Source organism: Variovorax sp. MHTC-1, from assembly GCF_003984645.1.
In the GTDB taxonomy this organism is placed as follows: Bacteria; Pseudomonadota; Gammaproteobacteria; order Burkholderiales; family Burkholderiaceae_C; genus Variovorax.
Map to the genome: position 1 here is coordinate 12,038 of NZ_RWKI01000011.1, position 16,805 is coordinate 28,842.

Below are 16,805 nucleotides of genomic sequence, written 5' to 3' on the forward strand. Positions count from 1 at the left end.
TTGGGGCGGCCCGGCGCTGCGCTCATGCATGCCCCGCATCGGGCGACAGCGTCCAGGCCTCGAGGCCCAGCAGCGACAGGGCCTTGTCGTAGCGCTGCTCGATCGGCGTGTCGAAGATCACCGCCGGATCGGCACCCACCGTGAGCCAGCTGTTCTCTGCCAGCTCGGACTCGAGCTGGCCCTCGCCCCAGGCCGCGTAGCCGAGCGAGACCAGCACCTTGCGCGGTCCGGCGCCGGTGGCCAGGGCTTCCAGCACGTCCTTGGAGGTCGTCATCTCCAGCCCGCCGGGAATGGTCATGGTCGAGGCGTAGACGGATTCATTGGGTTTTTCGGCATCGGAGAACACCGGCTCGTGCAGCACGAAGCCGCGCTCGGTCTGCACCGGCCCGCCCTGGAACACGGGCGCGCTGCCGAGCTCGGGACGCGAGAGGTGGAGCTCGATCTTCTCGAACAGCACCTTGAGGTTGATGTCGCTGGGCTTGTTGATCACCAAGCCGAGCGCGCCGCGCTCGCTGTGCTCGCAGAGATAGACCACGCTGCGGCTGAAGGACTTGTCTGCCAGCCCCGGCATCGCGATCAGGAAGTGATGCGTGAGGTTCATCGGGGCAGAATCGGAGGCCATGCCGCCGATTTTACTGGCCGTCGACAAAAGCTATCCCAAGGGCCTGATGTGGTTCCGCCGCGACCTCCGGGTGGACGACAACGCGGCGCTCTACCATGCGCTGCGCAATTGCCGGCAGGTGCTCTGCGTGTTCGTCTTCGACCGCGCGATCCTCGACGTGCTGCCGCGCGTGGACCGGCGCGTCGAATTCATCCGCGAATCACTGGTCGAGCTCGATGCCGAGCTGCGCGCGCTGGGCGGCGGGCTGATCGTGCGCCACGCGGTCGCCGCGGACGAGATCGCGCCGCTGGCGCGCGCGCTGGATGTGCAAGCCGTGTTCGCGAACCGCGACGACGAGCCCGACGCCCTCGCGCGCGACGCCAAGGTCTTCGGCGCGCTCGCCAACGCCGGCATCGCCTTCCACACCCACAAGGACCAGGCCGTCTTCGAACGCGACGAGCTGCTGACAAAGACCGGCCAGCCTTACACGGTGTTCACGCCCTACAAGCGCGCCTGGCTGGCCAAGGTCGATGCCTTCTATTTGAAGCCCTATCCCGTGCGCGGCTACGCCGATGCACTCGAGCCCGCGCCGGAGAAATTCAGCGCGCCGGTGCCGGTGCTGGCCGAGATCGGCTTCGAAAAGAGCAACCTGGCCGAGCTCGACATCCCGACCGGCAGCCAGGGCGCCGCTGCGCTGCTCGGCGACTTCTTCCAGCGCATCGGCCGCTACGACACGGCGCGCGACTACCCCGCGGTGCGCGGCCCCAGCTACCTGGGCGTCCACCTGCGCTTCGGCACGGTCTCGATCCGGCAGCTCGCGGGCATGGCGTACCAGCTCTCGCTGCAGGGCGACGCGGGCGCCGCGACCTGGCTCGGCGAGCTCATTTGGCGCGACTTCTATTTCCAGATCCTGGCTCGCCATCCTTACGTGGCGGAGGGCGGCGAGTCGCGCAGCTTCAGACCGGAGTACGACAAGATCCAGTGGCACCACGGCAAGCACGCCGACCTGCTGTTCGATGCCTGGTGCAAAGGCCAGACCGGCTACCCGCTGGTCGACGCCGCGATGGCGCAGATCAACCAGAGCGGCTACATGCACAACCGGCTGCGCATGGTGGCGGCCAGCTTTCTCTGCAAGGACCTGGGGCTGGACTGGCGGCGCGGCGAGCGCTACTTCGCGCTGCACCTGAACGACTTCGAGTTGTCGTCGAACAACGGCGGCTGGCAGTGGGCGAGCTCCAGCGGCTGCGATGCGCAGCCCTACTTTCGGATCTTCAATCCCGTGACGCAGAGCGAGCGCTTCGACCCCGAAGGCAAGTTCATCCGCCGCTACCTGCCGCAGCTCGCGAAGCTGCCCAACGCGGCGATCCACGCGCCATGGACGGCCAAGCCGCTGGAGCTGGAAGCGGCCGGGGTGAAGTTGGGCGAGAACTATCCGAAGCCGATCGTCGATCACGCCGAGGCGCGCGAGCGGACGCTGCAGCGCTACGGGGTGGTGCGCAGCGCACTCGACAAGAGGAAAGGCAGCGCCTGAGGGCGCTGCCTCGCCCGCTCAGGCCGCCATCGCCACCGGCAGCTCGGCGCTGGTGTAGCTGCGCACCAGCCGCAGCAGCTCTTCTTCGGAGTAGGGCTTGCCGAGGTAGTGGTTGACACCCAGCGTGCGCGCGTGATCGCGGTGCTTCTCGGCGATGCGCGAGGTGATCATGATGATCGGCAGGCCGGCCAGCGACTCGTCGGCGCGGATATTGCGCGCGAGGTCGAAGCCATCCATGCGCGGCATCTCGATGTCGGACAGCACCACCGCCGGCCGTTCCTGCTGCAACCGCTCCAGCGCCTGCAGGCCGTCGGCCGCCAGCGACACGCGGTAGCCTTCGCGCTGCAGCAGGCGCTGCGTGACGCGCCGCACCGTGATCGAGTCGTCGACCACCAGCACCAGGGGAATCTGCGGCGCCGCCTGCGGGGCCACCACGGCATCGGCGCCGCGCGCACCCTGCTGCTGCGCCGCGGCGGCTGCTGCCGCGCCCTTGGCCTGAAGCTGGCGCGCTTTCTCGCCATGCACCGCAGCCAGCGCGACAGGGTTGTAGATCATCGCCACCGCACCCGAAGCCAGCACCGAGATGCCGGCCATGCCCGGCAGCCGCGAGAGCTGCGGACCGAGGTTCTTGACCACGACTTCCTGGTTGCCCAGCACTTCGTCCACGTGCAGCGCCACGCGTTGCTGCGCGCTTCGCACCATGACGATGGTGTTGGTCTTGCCGATTGCGCGGTCGCTGTGCGCCGAGGACTGCAGCAATGCGCCGGTCCAGAAGAAGGGCACCTGCTCGCCGGCGAAGGCATAGCGTTGGTTGAGGTAGGCGGTTTCGAGCTCGGAGCCGCCGGCGCGCTGCACCAGCTCCACCAGGTTGGACGGCACGCCGATCGAAGTGGCGCCGGCGCGCAGCATGACCACGTGGGTCACTGCGGTGGTCAGCGGCAGCACGAGCTTGAAGCTGGTGCCCTCGCCCGGCTTGCTTTGGGTTTCGATTCGGCCGCCGAGCGCTGCGACCTGCGCGCGCACCACGTCCATGCCGATGCCGCGGCCGGCCAGTTCCGACACCTGCTCGGCGGTCGAGAAGCCGGGCTGGAAGATCAGTTCGGCGGCCTCGTCGTCGCTGAGCTTCTGCCCTTGCGCGACCAGGCCCAGGGACTGCGCGCGCTCGAGGATGCGCTTGTGGTTGAGGCCCGCGCCGTCGTCGCGGAAACTCACCGAGACGTCGTTGCCTTCGTGGTGCAGCTCGATGACGATCAGGCCGCTGGCATCCTTGCCGGCCTTCTCGCGCGCCGCCACGTCCTCGATGCCGTGTGCGACGCAGTTGCGCAGCAGGTGCTCGAAGGCGGGCGTCATGCGGTCCAGCACGCCGCGGTCCATCTCGATCGAGCCGCCGACGATGTCCAGGCGCACCTGCTTGCCGGTGTCCTTGGAGGCTTGCCGCACCACGCGGTAGAGGCGCTCCGAAATGCCTTCGAACTCCACCATGCGCGTGCGCAGCAGCCCGCGCTGGAGTTCGCGCGTCTGGCGCGCCTGCGCGCTCAGGTCGTCTTCTGTCGCCTGCACGGTCTTCTGGAGCGTGCGCTGCACGGTGGCCACGTCGTTGACCGACTCGGCCATCATGCGGGTGAGTTCCTGCACGCGCGTGAAGCGGTCGAACTCGAGCGGGTCGAAGCCTTGCTGCGAGTCCTTGGCCTGGGCCAGGCGCGATTGCATCTGGCTTTCGGCCTGGACCTCGATGTCGCGCAGTTGCTGGCGCAGCCGGTCGAGGTTGCCGGTGAGATCACCGAGCGAACTGCGCAGCTGGCCCAGTTCGGCCTCGAGCCGCGAACGCGTGATGATGACTTCACCGGCCTGCGCCACCAGGCGGTCGAGCAGATGGGTGCGAATGCGCACCGCCTGGCTCGAGATGGTGCGCAGCGGCGTCAATGCGGACGGCGAAGGCAGCGCTACCGCGCGGCGCGCTGCATCTGCCTCGCCAACGGGCATCGGCTCCGCCGTACCCAACTCCGGCTCGGCAGCGTCGGCGGCCGATACGGCGGGAGCCGGCGGAGCGGCTGCGACCACCCGCTGCACCAGTTCGGTCTGGATCGCGTCGTCGGCGGCGCGCAGCCCGTCGAAGGTGGCTTGCAGCGTGTCGAAGCGGGTGAGCAGACGCTCGATCGCCTGGCGGTCGGCGCCCTCGGCGCTGATCGCCTCGATCTCGGATTCCATGCGGTGGGCACGTTCGCCCAGTCGCATGGCACCGGCCAGCCGGGCGCTGCCCTTGAGCGTGTGCAGGGTGCGCAGCGTGGATGCACGGGGCGCCGGGTCCTCGGGATGCTGCGACCACTCGCGCAAGGCGGTGCCGAGCTGAGGCAGCAGTTCGGCCGCCTCTTCCTCGAAGATCGGGAACAGGTCGACGTCGATCACGTCGGTAACATCGATCGCGTCCTCGGAGTCGTCGAGCGCCACGTCGGGGACGGCAAAGCGCAACGAGGCGACCGATCCGATCGCGGCTTCGCCCATGTCGATCGGCATCGGCGAGGCGGCGACATCGCGCAGCGCGCGCATGGTTTCTTCGGCGGGCTCGTGCAGGAAGCCGGCGGCGAACTGGTGCAGCAAGCGCCGCAATTCTTCGGCTGCCGCCAGCAGCACGGCACCTTGCGCCGGCGTGCCGCGGCCCTGCATGTGCAGATGCTGCAGCGCCGCCTCGATCGAGCGCGCCATGTCCGACAGGCCCTGGAAGCCCACGGTCGCGGAACTGCCGGCGAGCGAATGGGCGAGCCCGATGGTCGAGTCCGACACCCGTTCGTGGGTTTCGAGCGCCCACTCGCCGACCTCGGTGGCCAGCTGGCGCGACCATTCGTCGGCTTCGTTGAGATAGACGTTGTAGAGCGCGATGCCGATGCGCAGCGGGCCGATCACCTTCACCTGGTCGTCGGCGCTCGGGGCCGGACGCTCGGGCTCGGCTTCGGGTTCTGCGCTTGCGGCAATTGCCTCGGGCTCGGGCTCCTGCAGCGCTTGCGGCAGTTCTTCGACCGCCTGCTCGGCGACCGCCGGGGCCACGGGGGCCTCGGGCTCCGGTGTGGCTTCAGGCTCGACGTCCAGTGCCCATGCAGGTTCCGGCGTGGGCTCGGGTTCCGCAACAGGCGCCGGGATCGGAGAAGGCGCGTCGAGGACGGGCTCGGCCGGCAGCGCCAGCGCGGGCTCGATCGAGACGTGCGCGGTTTCGAGGAAGTCGATTTCTTCGAGCTCGGCCGGCGGCGCGGGCTCGTTCGTGGGCGGGGTCGGCTGGGCTTCGAAATCGAGGAAATCGGTCGCGGCGAATTCGTCGGCGTCGACGCTGGCGGAGTGAGAAACGAGCTCCGGCTCGCCACCGCTCGGCGTCTCGACTGCGATCGGGCCCAGATCGAATTCGATCTCGGGAAGTTCCGGCAGGGGAAGCGGCTCGGGCTGCGCGTCGGGCGCAGCCTTGGCCTCGGCCATGGTTTCTTCGGCCGCGATATGGCGCGCTGCGGCCACCAGGGCTTCGGCGCCGGCCACGCGCGCCGGCGCCAGCGGTTCTCCGGTACGCAGCGCTTCGGCCATGCTGCGGAAGGGTGCGGACTGCCAACCGTGCGGCTCGCTGGCGGCGATGGCTTCGACCCACTTCGCGAAATCCGTCAGTGCGCGCTTGGTGCCGGCAAGCAGCTCGGGCGTGGCCGGACGCTGGTCGGCCAGCCAGGTGTTGAGCACCTGCTCGAAGGACCACGCGGCCTCGCCGAAATCCATCAGCCCGACCATGCGCGAGCTGCCCTTCAGGGTGTGGAAGGCGCGCCGCAGCACGGTCAGTTCGCCGTTGTCGTCCGGCTGCGCGCCGAGCGCCGACACGGCGGCCAGGCCGTTGTGCAGCACCTCGCGGGCCTCGTCGAGGAAGATGTTCTGGAGATCGTCTTCCTCGAGCTCCGTCACTTCCGTGTCGGGCAGGCCGTCCAGCGGCGCCGGGCCGGTGATCTTGGCGGTCCAGCTCGCGGTGGCGCGGCTGAATTCCTCGATCGGCGAAGGCGCCTTGCGTGTCGGGACAGCCAGCGCGGCAAGCTTGGCAGCGATCTGGGCGTCGACTTCTTCGACGCTCAGCACGGTGTCGGTGACTGCGACAGGTCCGGACGCGGAGGCGAAGGAAACCGGCGCCGTCGCTTCGGGCCCGGCGGTGTCGTTGGCCTGGCGGCCCATCAGCGGCTTGAGCTCGCCGGCTTCGCTGTCGAACACGAACAAGCGCTTGGCAAGCGCCGGCTGGTAGCCGAGCATGTCGATCAGGAAGCCCAGCGCGCCGAGGTTGTTGCCGAGGGCGTCAAAATCGCTGGCTTCGGTGGGAGCGGCTTCCTCGGCCAGCAGATGGTCGACGTTGTCGCGCATGCGCTGCACGGTTTGCGCGGCCTGGTCGAGGCCGAGCACCGAGAACACGCCGCGCATCTGCAGCAGCTGGGTCGGCACCGTGCGCAGCACGCTCTTGTCGGCCGGTCGGCGGAAGAACTGGTCGAGCGATTTTTCGAGTTCGCTCAGGTGGGCGCGTAGTTCGCCGACCACGGTGCCCATGGTCTGGCGGTCGCTCACGCGGCGGTAGAGCTCTTCCATCCACGGCTCGAGCGGCTCCGAACGGCCGCCTTCGCGCACGCGTTCGATGCGGCCGGCCAGTTGCACCGTGCGCGCCGTCAATTGCCGGTCGTGCGGATCGAGGTCCTCGAACGCGGCTTCGAGATAGAGGACCGAGGTCGCAACTTCCATTGCCAGCTCGGTGGCCGGCGGCTTGGCCGAACGCAGCGAGGCGTCGACCGCGTTGTTCATGGCCTGCACCATCGGCAGGCTCGGCGGATGCAGCTTCTGCAGCGACTCGCCGAGCTGGACGAAGGTGTCGGCCACCTGCCGCGTGCGCGAAACGTCGCCGCCCGAGAGCGCCGACCACATTTCCTTGGCGGCCTCGATGCGCTTGCGCGCCTGCGCGAGCACCAGCGGGTCGAAGCGGCCGAACTGTTCGATCGCGTAGTCGACCTTCTGCTCGTTGGCCACGCCCCAGGCGACGCGCACCGCGCGCAGCGTGGCGGCTTCGTCGCGCGGGCCGGGCACGGCCTGCGCACAGAAGAACAGCAAGTCCTGGCCCAGGCGATCCGATACCGTGTTGTCGCCGCGCGCCAGGGTGGCGTACTGCAGCAGCACGCGCGAAGCGGCGCGCTTCACATGGGAATCGGTAGGAATCAGCGACAGCGCCAGGGCCTCGAAGAAGCCCGCCGCGAGGGTCCAGAAACTGGCGACGCGCGGCACCGAGGCGCCGCGTCCCAGGCCCAGGCACAAGGCCTGAAGTCGACGCGCGGCATGGTCGTCGCCGCTCTTGACGATCTTGAGCACTTCGCGATCGAGCTTGGAGCGGACCGCCGGGTCGTACACCAGCGCGGTCTGCGTCGGCGCCGGCTTGATCTCGACCCAGCGCCAGCTCATGCTCCACAGGTCGGCCGGATGGACGCGCTCGTTGCCGACCAGTTCCAGCACGTCGCGGTACTGGGGGAACAGCGCGACCGAGGACACCGTCTTGCCCGCCAGCAGCGCATTGAGGAAATCGGTGGCGGCGAAGCCCGCGCGGTCGATCTTGTGGACGGCGGCTTCGGTGCAGCGCGCCGGCTCCGCGATGAAGCTCTGGACTGCGAACTCCATCGCGCCCAGCACCAGCGCCGGCGCCGAATGGCCCACCATCTGCAGCGCACCGACGGCCTGGTGCAGCTGCTGCCGCGCCATGCGCAGCGGCGTGGTGTCGGTCTCCGGGGCGCTGCCGGCCTCGCGGGCGAAGCGCCGCAGCGTCTTGCTGGCGTTGTCGAGCGACTTCTGGATTTCTCCGAGCACCCAGGCCAGCGGCCCGAGATCTTCGGTGGCTGGCGCGTTGCCAGCTACTGGGGCGGTGGCAGGGCTTTGGATCGACACGTTCTGCGCTCGGCGTTCAGACAATCTTGAAACGTGACACCGACTGGCGCAGTTCCTCGGCCATGTGCGAGAGCTCGCGGACCTGCTGTGCGGTGGTGCGCGTGCCTTCGCCGGTCTGCTCGGTCACGGCGAAAATGTGCTGGATGTTGGCGGCCACGACGTTGGCCGAGTCGGCCTCGCGGGAAGCGGATTGCGAGATCTGCTCGATCAGCTCGGCAAGGCGGCGCGACACGCGGTCGATCTCGGACAGCGCGGTACCGGCGTTGTCGGAGAGCTTGGCCCCTTCCACCACACCCTGCGTGGAGCGCTCCATGGCGCCGACCGCATCCTGCGTGTCGGTCTGAATCGCCTTCACCAGCGCCGAGATCTGGCGCGTGGCGTCTGCCGAGCGTTCGGCCAGTCGCTGCACTTCTTCCGCCACCACCGAGAAGCCGCGGCCGGCTTCTCCGGCCGACGCGGCCTGGATGGCTGCGTTGAGCGCCAGCACATTGGTCTGTTCGGTAATGTCCGAGATCAGCTCGGTGATTTCGCCGATCTCCTGCGAGGATTCGCCGAGGCGCTTGATGCGCTTGGAGGTTTCCTGGATCTGGTCGCGGATCGAGTTCATGCCGCCGATCGCGTTCTGCACGGCCTGCAGGCCGGAGGAAGCGGCTTCCAGCGACTGGCGCGCCACCGTGGCCGACTCTTGCGCCTGCGAGGACACGCCGTTGATTCGCTCGGCCATCGTGAGCACCGACTGGCCGGTTTCGCGGATCTCGCGCAGTTGTTCGGTCGAGGCCGCCAGCAGTTCGGTCGAGGTGCTTTCCACCTGCGAGGTGGTCTGCGCCACCCGCGTCGCCGTGTTCTGCACGTTGCCCACCAGCAGGCGAAGTTCTTCCACCGTGTAGTTCACCGAGTCGGCGATGGCGCCCGTGATGTCTTCGGTCACCGTCGCTTCCTGCGTCAGATCGCCTTCGGCGACGGTTTGCAGTTCGTTCATCAGCCGCAAGATCGCCGCCTGATTGGCGGCATTGACGCGGCCCGCGTCTTCGCTAGCGCGCTCCGCGGCGAGACGTTCGCGTTCGGCGGCCAGGGCGCGTTCGCGGCCTTCGCGCACCTGCACGAAGCCGATGGCACCGGCCAGCGCCAGCGCGGCCAGCGACAGCACGAAGAGCATCACCACCGTGCCGGCGCCGAGGCCGGTGCGGGCGGAGAGCTTGTCCTGCAGGTCGCCGAGCGAGGTGCGCAGCGGTTCGCTGTCGGCCAGGATGGCGGCCTGCGCTTCGCGCGCGGCGACCAGGCCCTGGAGGTTGCCCAGAATGGCGCCGGCTTGCGTGCGCGTCTGTTCGTAGGTCTTGAGGATGGCTTCGAGCTGCTGGCGCGTCTGCGGATCGCGCGAGCCGGGCAGGCGCTGCTGTGCGTTGCCCTCGAGCAGGCCGCGCGTGACTTCCTGGAAGGTGTTCAGGTCCTTGCCGAGCAGGAACACCGCGTCGGGGCTCACGCCTTCGACCGTGAGGAACTCGTTGGCCGACTTGCCGATGCGCTGCGTCAGCATCACCAGCTGGCCGGCGGCCGAGATCTCCGGCAGGGTGGCGTTCTGCTGCATCTTGAGCGAGGCCACGGTCTCGGTCATTTCGAGCAGATCGGAAGACTGGCGATTGATGTCGCGTAGCGCGGTACCGACCTGCGTCAGGATCTGCTGCTGAGCCAGCACGGCCTTGGCGCTCTTGTCGGCGCGTTCGACCAGCGGCGTGATCTTGCCGAGTTCGGCGTCGTACTGGCCGCCCACGCGCTCCAGCTTGAGCGAATCGTCGCCGTTTGCCAAGCCCTGCACGCGCCGCGTGAGGTCGTCCGAGCTGTCCTTGACTTCCGCGAAAGCGGGAACGTTGCCCACCAGCGCCTGCGAGACCGACTTGGCGAGACGCTGCGACTGCATCAGCGACTGGCCAGTGGCCGCGACCTGTTGCGCCAGCCGTTCGGCGCGCAGGATGGCGGAGCCGGCGACGAGCAGCAGCAACAGCACCACGGTCGCGAGAACGATCGCGAGCACGCGCTGCTGGCGCGCCGGGTTCGAGCGCAGCGAGCGCACCGCGCCCGCGGGCCCTGGTGGAACCGCGCCCTGGTTTTCGGCCTGCGCCGGTTCATCGAGGCTGCCGGCCGGCGCCTGGTCGTTGGCGGCGTCCATGGCTAGAACCGCCTCGGGCGTCGACTCGGGCACCGCGTCACGCCGGATGCGCACCGTTTTCTCTTCGGGCGGCTGCACGGTTTCCATGTTGTCGAGCGACAGGGTCGAGCCGCTGTCGACACGCATGTTGACGTTGTCGCCACCGGCGGGCAGGAATTTCTTGAACTTGTCGGCGATCGAGCTCACGGTCGGTCCTTCAGGTAGTGGTCGGTGCCAAGCGTTCCGCTCAGGCGCCGATGCTCAAAAATTGGGGTTGCTGGGATAGCGCCTGCAGGTTGATTTCCTGCCAGCGCGCGCCGGCGGCGTCGGTGTACGAATGACCCAGCCAGGCCGGGGCGTCGCCATCCGGGGCCTGCGATTCGGTGAAGGCTTCGACGCCGCGCAGACCGACCAGCCGGTCGATCAGCAAGGCGCAATTGACTTCGAGCATCTCGTTGAGTGCGACGAGACGAGATTGGGCGCGCGCCGCTTCGCTCTGCACGGGCGCAGCGGCTGAGCCCGAGGCGAAAGTGGAAAGCTGCACGATGCCGTACAGCCCGCCGCGCAGATTGGCGACGCCGAGGAACCACGGCTCCGTGTACGGCACGGCCTGAGGGGGCGTCCAAGGAAAGATCTCGCCGGCGTGCCCGAGCGGGAACAGGTACTTCGACTCGCCCGCTTCCACGGCGAGCCACGAAGCGGAGACGCCCGAGGTGCGCGCCGCCTGCAGGCGGCTGGCAAGCCGGGACTGGAATGCGCGGAGAGCGTCGCGGTTGGCCATGTACGAAAAACTGTCGGGTTCAGGCGAGCGCGCTGATCTTTGCCATCAGCTCGGCGGCATTGACCGGCTTCACGATGTAGTCGCGGGCACCCTGGCGCATGCCCCAGAGGCGATCGGTCTCCTGGTTCTTGCTCGTGCACATGATGATCGGCACCGATTCATACTTCGGATTGCGGGCGATTGCGCGCGTGAGCTGGAAGCCGTTCTGGCCCGGCATCACAATGTCCATAAGGATCAGGTCGGGCTGCTCTTCCTCGAGCCGGCGCATCGCGTCCTCGGCATTCTCGGCGGTTTTCACCGAAAAGCCGTTCTTTTGAAGAAGTTCGGTGAGAAAGATCAGTTCCGTTTTGGAATCATCGACCACGAGTACCTTGCGAATAGCCATTACTGCACTTCCTGCGAAACGATGCCGAACTGCTGGACAGCCTGGAGCAGTTGGTCTTTGGTGAAGGGTTTGGTGAGATAGTCCTGCGAGCCGACCATTCGGCCGCGCGCCTTGTCGAACACGCCATCCTTGGAGGAGAGCATCACGACCGGGACATTGGAAAAATGGGCGTTGCGCTTGATGATGGCGCAGGTCTGATAACCGTCGAGGCGCGGCATGAGGATGTCGCAGAAGATGAGGTGCGGCTTGTGATCATTGACTTTCGACAATGCGTCGAACCCGTCTTCGGCCAGCAGGACCTCGTGCCCCCCCTGCTTGAGGAAGATCTCGGCGCTGCGCCGAATGGTGTTGCTGTCGTCGATGACTAGCACCTTGTAACCCGATCCATTCGCGCTCATTCGCACGCTCCTCTATTGATACCCCGATGACCGCAACGCCCTCGACGAGGAACGCAAAGAAGCACGCCCTATGCGATGCTTCAGATTTCAACCATTTCGAAGTCTTCCTTGCGCGCCCCGCATTCAGGGCAGGTCCAGTTCATCGGAACATCTGCCCATGCCGTGCCGGGCGCAATACCATCTTCTGGCACTCCCACCGCTTCGTCGTAGATCCACCCGCAAATCAGGCACATCCAGGTTTTCGTATTCATCGCAGCTTAAAGTCCCTGTTCATAGAATGCAACGATCGTATCCAAACGTATCAGCAAAACCCGTGACAAGCGTCTCAGATATGCCACCATCTGGTGAACCCTGTGGCGTATGACAACTTTCCTACTACCACCAGAGCACGACCGCAAAGTGAGCGATCTTACCGACCCCCCGAGCGATGAATCCGCCGAAAGCGAGTTGAATCCGCCGTGCGTGCTGGTCTTCAACGCGAGCGATCCGAGCGGCGCCGGAGGCCTGGGCAGCGACGCCTTGGCCATGGCCTCGGTCGGCGCCCACATGCTGCCGGTCGTGACCGGCGCCTACGCGCGCGACACCGCTGAAATTTTTGATCACTTCACCTTCGACGAAGAGGCTGTCGCAGAGCAGGCGCGCGCCATTCTCGAAGACGTGGAAGTGCAGCTCATCAAGGTGGGCTTCGTCGGCTCGCCCGAGAACCTCAGCACCGTGGCCGAGACCGCGACGGACTATCCCGAAGTGCCGGTGGTCGCCTACATGCCCAACCTCTCATGGTGGGAAGACACGCAGATCGAGGCCTATCTCGATGCATTTCGCGAGCTCGTGCTGCCGCAGACCACCGTGTTGGTCGGCAATCACAGCACCCTGTGGCGATGGCTCCTGCCAGACTGGGCCGGCGAGCGTCCACCAACCGCGCGCGACATTGCCAAGGCGGCCGGCGAGTTCGGCGTGCCCTACACGCTGGTGACCGGGCTGGTGCTGCCCGACCAGTTCATCGACAACGTGCTGGCGTCGCCGCAGTCGGTGCTCGCCAGCGAGAAGTACGAGCGCCTCGATGCCGTGTTCGCCGGCGCGGGCGACACGCTCTCGGCCGCGCTGTCCGCGCTGCTCGCCAGCGGCACCGACCTGGTCGCGGCCACCACCGAAGCGCTGAGCTACATGGATCGCTGCCTCGATGCCGGTTTCCGCCCCGGCATGGGCCACGTGCTGCCCGACCGCCTGTTCTGGGCCCAGCCCGAGGATGACGAAGACAACGACAACGATCCTGCTTCTCCTACCGACTTTGCCCTGCCACCCCACGACACGCGCCACTGATGCCACACGCCACAGACAAGAACGACATCCTCTTCGAGCGCGCCCGCGCCGTGATTCCCGGCGGGGTCAATTCGCCGGTGCGCGCCTTCAGGGCCGTCGGCGGCACGCCGCGTTTCGTCAAGCGCGCGCAGGGCGCCTATTTCTGGGATGCCGCGGATCGGCGCTACATCGACTACATCGGTTCCTGGGGGCCGATGATCCTGGGCCACGGCCATCCCGCCGTAGTCGATGCGGTGCAGCGCGCCGTGGCAGAGGGCTTCTCCTTCGGCGCACCGACCGAGCGCGAAATCGAACTCGCCGAAGCCATCCTGGCACTCGTGCCGTCGATGGAGATGGTGCGCCTCGTGAGCTCCGGCACCGAAGCCGCGATGAGCGCGCTGCGCCTGGCACGCGGCGCAACCGGGCGCAAGTACATCATCAAGTTCGAAGGCTGCTACCACGGTCACGCCGATGCGTTGCTGGTCAAGGCCGGCTCGGGCCTCGCGACCTTCGGCCACCCGACCTCGGCCGGCGTTCCGCCCGAGGTGGTGCAGCACACGCTGGTCCTCGAATACAACAACCTCGCGCAGCTCGAGGAAGCCTTCACGCTGCACGGCCACGAAATCGCTTGCCTGATGATCGAGGCCATCGCCGGCAACATGAACTTCGTCCGCGCGAGCGCCGCCTTTGCGCAGCGCTGCCGCGAACTCTGTACCAGGCACGGCGCGCTGCTGGTGTTCGACGAGGTCATGACCGGCTTCCGCGTCGGCCTGCAGGGCGCGCAGGGCGTGCTGGGCATCCGGCCCGATCTCACGGTGCTGGGCAAGGTGATCGGCGGCGGCATGCCGCTCGCGGCCTTCGGCGGACCGCGCGCGATCATGGAACAGCTCGCGCCGCTCGGACCGGTGTATCAGGCTGGTACGCTCTCGGGCAACCCGGTGGCCACGGCCTGTGGCCTCGCGACATTGAAGGAAGTGGCGAGGCCCGGCTTCTTCGAAGCGCTGTCACACAAGACCCGTACGCTGGTCGATGGGCTGAAGTCGGCCGCCGCGGCGGAAGGCATCGCCTTCAGCGCAGACAGCGAAGGCGGCATGTTCGGCTTCTTCTTGCTCGATGCGCTGCCGCAGAACTACAGCACGGTCATGACCACCGATAACGCCAGATTCAATACCCTGTTCCACGGCCTGCTCGAGCGCGGCGTCTACATCGCGCCGGCGCTGTACGAGGCCGGCTTCGTGAGCGCAGCCCACAGTGACGAAGACATTGCCGCAACCATCGATGCGGCACGCCAGATCTTCAAGACGCTGCGCGCATGACGCTCCGCAGCTGGTTGGCCTGGCTGGCCTTTGCGCCCGGCCTGGCCTTCGCTCAGGCCGATATCGGCAAGGCTTGGTTCAACGCCGGCTTCTACTCCTACCACTTCGACCGCGACAAGGGGCTGGCAGACGGCAACCCCGGCCTCGGGATCGAATGGCCACTCGACGAAAACTACTCGCTCACCGCCGGCCTGTTCCGCAACAGCGACCGCGAGCGCTCGCACTATGTCGGCCTGTACGTGATGCCCATCGAGTTCCATGGCGTGAAGTTCGGCGCCGTGGTCGGCGCCTTCGACGGCTATCCGCGATCCAACAACGGCGGCTGGTTTCCGGCGCTGATCCCGACCGCGGCCATCGAAGGCAAGAACTGGGGGCTCAACATCGCCATCGTTCCCACCATCAGGAACCGTCTCCATGGCGCGGTCAGCTTCCAGCTCAAATACAGATTCGGAGAGTAGGCGGTCGCCGTCGAAGAGCGTGTTCCGGCCGGCGAAGCGAGGCCCGTTGGTGAAACACCGCGGAACCGGCTTTGCCGGGCCGCTGGTGTTGCCCCCCGGTGAGGGGGTTGGCGTAGCGACACGAAGTGCGCGCAGCCTGGGGGAGAGCTTTAATGCCGGAAATGCCGAACGCCTGAGAGCACCATGACCACGCCGCGCTCGTCCGCCGCATCGATCACCTCCTGATCGCGCATCGAACCGCCGGGCTGGATCACGCAGCTCGCGCCGGCATCGACCACCACGTCGAGCCCGTCGCGGAACGGGAAGAAGGCGTCGCTCGCGACCGCCGTGCCTTGCAGCGACAGGCCCGCGTGCTGCGCCTTGATGCTCGCGATGCGCGCCGAATCGAGCCGGCTCATCTGGCCGGCGCCGACGCCCATGGTCATGCCGTCGGCGCAGAACACGATCGCGTTGCTCTTGACGAACTTCGCGACTTTCCATGCGAACAGAAGATCCTGCAATTGCTGCGGCGTGGGCTGCTTCCTGCTCACCACCTTGAGCTCGTCGACCGAGAGCTCGCGGTTGTCGGCGGTCTGCATCAGAAGGCCCGAACCGATGCGCTTCACGTCCACCGCGTTGCGGCCCTTGTCCCAGTCGCTGCCGCCGCCCGGCGGCAACGCGATCTCGAGGATGCGAACATTGACCTTGCTCTTGAACACTTCGAGCGCCTCCGGCGCATAACCCGGCGCCATCAGCACTTCGACGAACTGCTTGCTCACGGCTTCGGCCGCGACGCGGTCCACCGTCCGGTTGAAGGCGATGATGCCGCCGAAGGCCGAGGTCGGATCGGTCTTGAAGGCCTTGGCATAGGCCTCGTGCGCATCCTTGCCCACCGCGACGCCGCAGGGGTTGGCATGCTTGACGATCACGCACGCGGGTGTGTCGAAGCTCTTCACACACTCCCAGGCCGCATCGGCATCGGCGATATTGTTGTAGCTGAGCTCCTTGCCCTGCAGCTGCTTCGCCGTGACCAGCGAACCCGGCGCCGGATACAGGTCGCGATAGAACGCGGCCTGCTGGTGCGGGTTCTCGCCGTAGCGCAGGTCCTGCAGCTTGATGAAGCGGCCGTTGCTCTGCGCCGGGAAGAGCGCATGCGTGCCGTCGTCCTGGATGCCCGAGAGGTAGTCGCTGATCGCGCCGTCGTACTGGCTGATTCGGTTGAAGGCGGCGACGGAGAAGGCGAACTTGGTCTTGTCGCTGAGCTTGCCCTCGGCCCTGAGTTCGGCCAATGCCTGGGGGTATTGCGCCGCGTCGGTCAGCACGCCGACGTCCTTCCAGTTCTTGGCCGCGCTGCGCACCATCGCCGGGCCGCCGATGTCGATGTTCTCGATCGCGTCTTCCAGCGTGCAGCCGGGCTTGGCGACAGTGGCTTCGAAGGGATAGAGGTTGACCACCAGCAGATCGATGGTGTCGATGCCGTGTTCCTTCAAGGCCGCCATGTGCGCCGGCACATCGCGCCGCGCCAGCAGGCCGCCATGCACCTTGGGATGCAGCGTCTTCACGCGGCCGTCGAGCATCTCGGGAAAGCCGGTGAGCTCGGCCACTTCGGTCACCGGCAGGCCGGCATCGGCCAGCAGCTTGGCAGTGCCGCCGGTCGAGAACAGGCGGATGTCCAGCGCGTGGAGCGCTTGCGCGAATTCGAGGATGCCGGTCTTGTCGGAAACGGAAATCAGTGCATTCATCAAGGGCTACTTCAAAAGTTTGTGTTCGACCAGCTTTTTTCGAAGCGTGTTGCGGTTCAGGCCCAGCCATTGCGCGGCCTTGGACTGGTTGCCCTCGGCGCGCGTCATCACGACGTCGAGCAGGGGCTTCTCGACCACGCGCACCAGCATCTCGTACATGCCGTCGGGTTCGGTGCCGCGCAGGTCACGGAAATAACTGTCCAGACTGTTGCGTACGCAGTCTTCGATATGTTTCTTGCTCATGGCC

General features: G+C 67.1%; 13 protein-coding genes. 4 read left to right on the forward strand and 9 right to left on the reverse strand.

What is annotated here, in order from left to right; translation table 11 throughout:
• Positions 1-22: 22 nt before the first annotated feature.
• Positions 23-622: a YqgE/AlgH family protein gene (locus EJI01_RS18530; protein WP_126838605.1), complete on the reverse strand. Its 600-nt coding sequence runs from the start codon at positions 620-622 to the stop codon at positions 23-25.
• On the opposite strand from EJI01_RS18530, the gene EJI01_RS18535 reads away from it, so the two are divergent.
• The gene (locus EJI01_RS18535; protein WP_126838606.1) at positions 621-2,132 is read left to right on the forward strand and encodes a cryptochrome/photolyase family protein; all 1,512 of its coding nucleotides are present in this window, start codon (positions 621-623) and stop codon (positions 2,130-2,132) included. The genes EJI01_RS18530 and EJI01_RS18535 overlap by 2 nt on opposite strands.
• Before the next feature lie 18 nt (positions 2,133-2,150).
• Here EJI01_RS18535 and EJI01_RS18540 read toward each other — a convergent pair whose 3' ends face one another.
• From EJI01_RS18540 to EJI01_RS18565, 6 genes are all read right to left on the reverse strand, one after another.
• The gene (locus EJI01_RS18540; RefSeq protein WP_126838712.1) at positions 2,151-8,057 is read right to left on the reverse strand and encodes an Hpt domain-containing protein; all 5,907 of its coding nucleotides are present in this window, start codon (positions 8,055-8,057) and stop codon (positions 2,151-2,153) included.
• Positions 8,058-8,073: 16 nt separating this feature from the next.
• Positions 8,074-10,221: a methyl-accepting chemotaxis protein gene (locus tag EJI01_RS18545; protein WP_409513967.1), complete on the reverse strand. Its 2,148-nt coding sequence runs from the start codon at positions 10,219-10,221 to the stop codon at positions 8,074-8,076.
• Positions 10,222-10,447: 226 nt separating this feature from the next.
• Positions 10,448-10,981, reverse strand: a complete 534-nt coding sequence (locus tag EJI01_RS18550) for a chemotaxis protein CheW (protein ID WP_126838608.1) — start codon at positions 10,979-10,981, stop codon at positions 10,448-10,450.
• A gap of 19 nt (positions 10,982-11,000) precedes the next feature.
• Complete coding sequence (locus EJI01_RS18555; protein WP_126838609.1) at positions 11,001-11,366, reverse strand: PleD family two-component system response regulator; 366 nt, start codon at positions 11,364-11,366, stop codon at positions 11,001-11,003.
• On the reverse strand, positions 11,366-11,764 hold the full coding sequence (locus EJI01_RS18560) for a PleD family two-component system response regulator (protein ID WP_093109555.1): 399 nt from the start codon (positions 11,762-11,764) through the stop codon (positions 11,366-11,368). The genes EJI01_RS18555 and EJI01_RS18560 overlap by 1 nt, the downstream gene beginning before the upstream one ends.
• An 80-nt stretch (positions 11,765-11,844) precedes the next feature.
• Positions 11,845-12,015, reverse strand: coding sequence for a rubredoxin (locus tag EJI01_RS18565; protein ID WP_093109554.1), 171 nt, complete (start codon positions 12,013-12,015; stop codon positions 11,845-11,847).
• Positions 12,016-12,124: 109 nt separating this feature from the next.
• Here EJI01_RS18565 and EJI01_RS18570 point away from each other — a divergent pair, with 109 nt between their 5' ends.
• Genes EJI01_RS18570 through EJI01_RS18580 form a run of 3 tightly spaced genes read left to right on the forward strand, consistent with a single transcriptional unit; the run spans position 12,125 to position 14,837 of the window.
• The gene (locus EJI01_RS18570) at positions 12,125-13,084 is read left to right on the forward strand and encodes a hydroxymethylpyrimidine/phosphomethylpyrimidine kinase (protein WP_126838610.1); all 960 of its coding nucleotides are present in this window, start codon (positions 12,125-12,127) and stop codon (positions 13,082-13,084) included.
• Positions 13,084-14,379, forward strand: coding sequence for a glutamate-1-semialdehyde 2,1-aminomutase (gene hemL / locus EJI01_RS18575; protein ID WP_126838611.1), 1,296 nt, complete (start codon positions 13,084-13,086; stop codon positions 14,377-14,379). The genes EJI01_RS18570 and hemL overlap by 1 nt, the downstream gene beginning before the upstream one ends.
• On the forward strand, positions 14,376-14,837 hold the full coding sequence (locus EJI01_RS18580) for a hypothetical protein (RefSeq protein ID WP_126838612.1): 462 nt from the start codon (positions 14,376-14,378) through the stop codon (positions 14,835-14,837). The genes hemL and EJI01_RS18580 overlap by 4 nt, the downstream gene beginning before the upstream one ends.
• A 149-nt stretch (positions 14,838-14,986) precedes the next feature.
• Here EJI01_RS18580 and purH read toward each other — a convergent pair whose 3' ends face one another.
• Entirely contained in the window at positions 14,987-16,558 is a 1,572-nt protein-coding gene (purH, locus tag EJI01_RS18585; protein WP_126838613.1) for a bifunctional phosphoribosylaminoimidazolecarboxamide formyltransferase/IMP cyclohydrolase, read from the reverse strand.
• Between the two features lie 6 nt (positions 16,559-16,564).
• Positions 16,565-16,801 carry a Fis family transcriptional regulator gene (locus EJI01_RS18590; RefSeq protein WP_028259705.1) on the reverse strand — a complete coding sequence of 79 codons (237 nt, stop codon included), beginning with the start codon at positions 16,799-16,801 and terminating at the stop codon, positions 16,565-16,567.
• Positions 16,802-16,805: the final 4 nt, after the last annotated feature.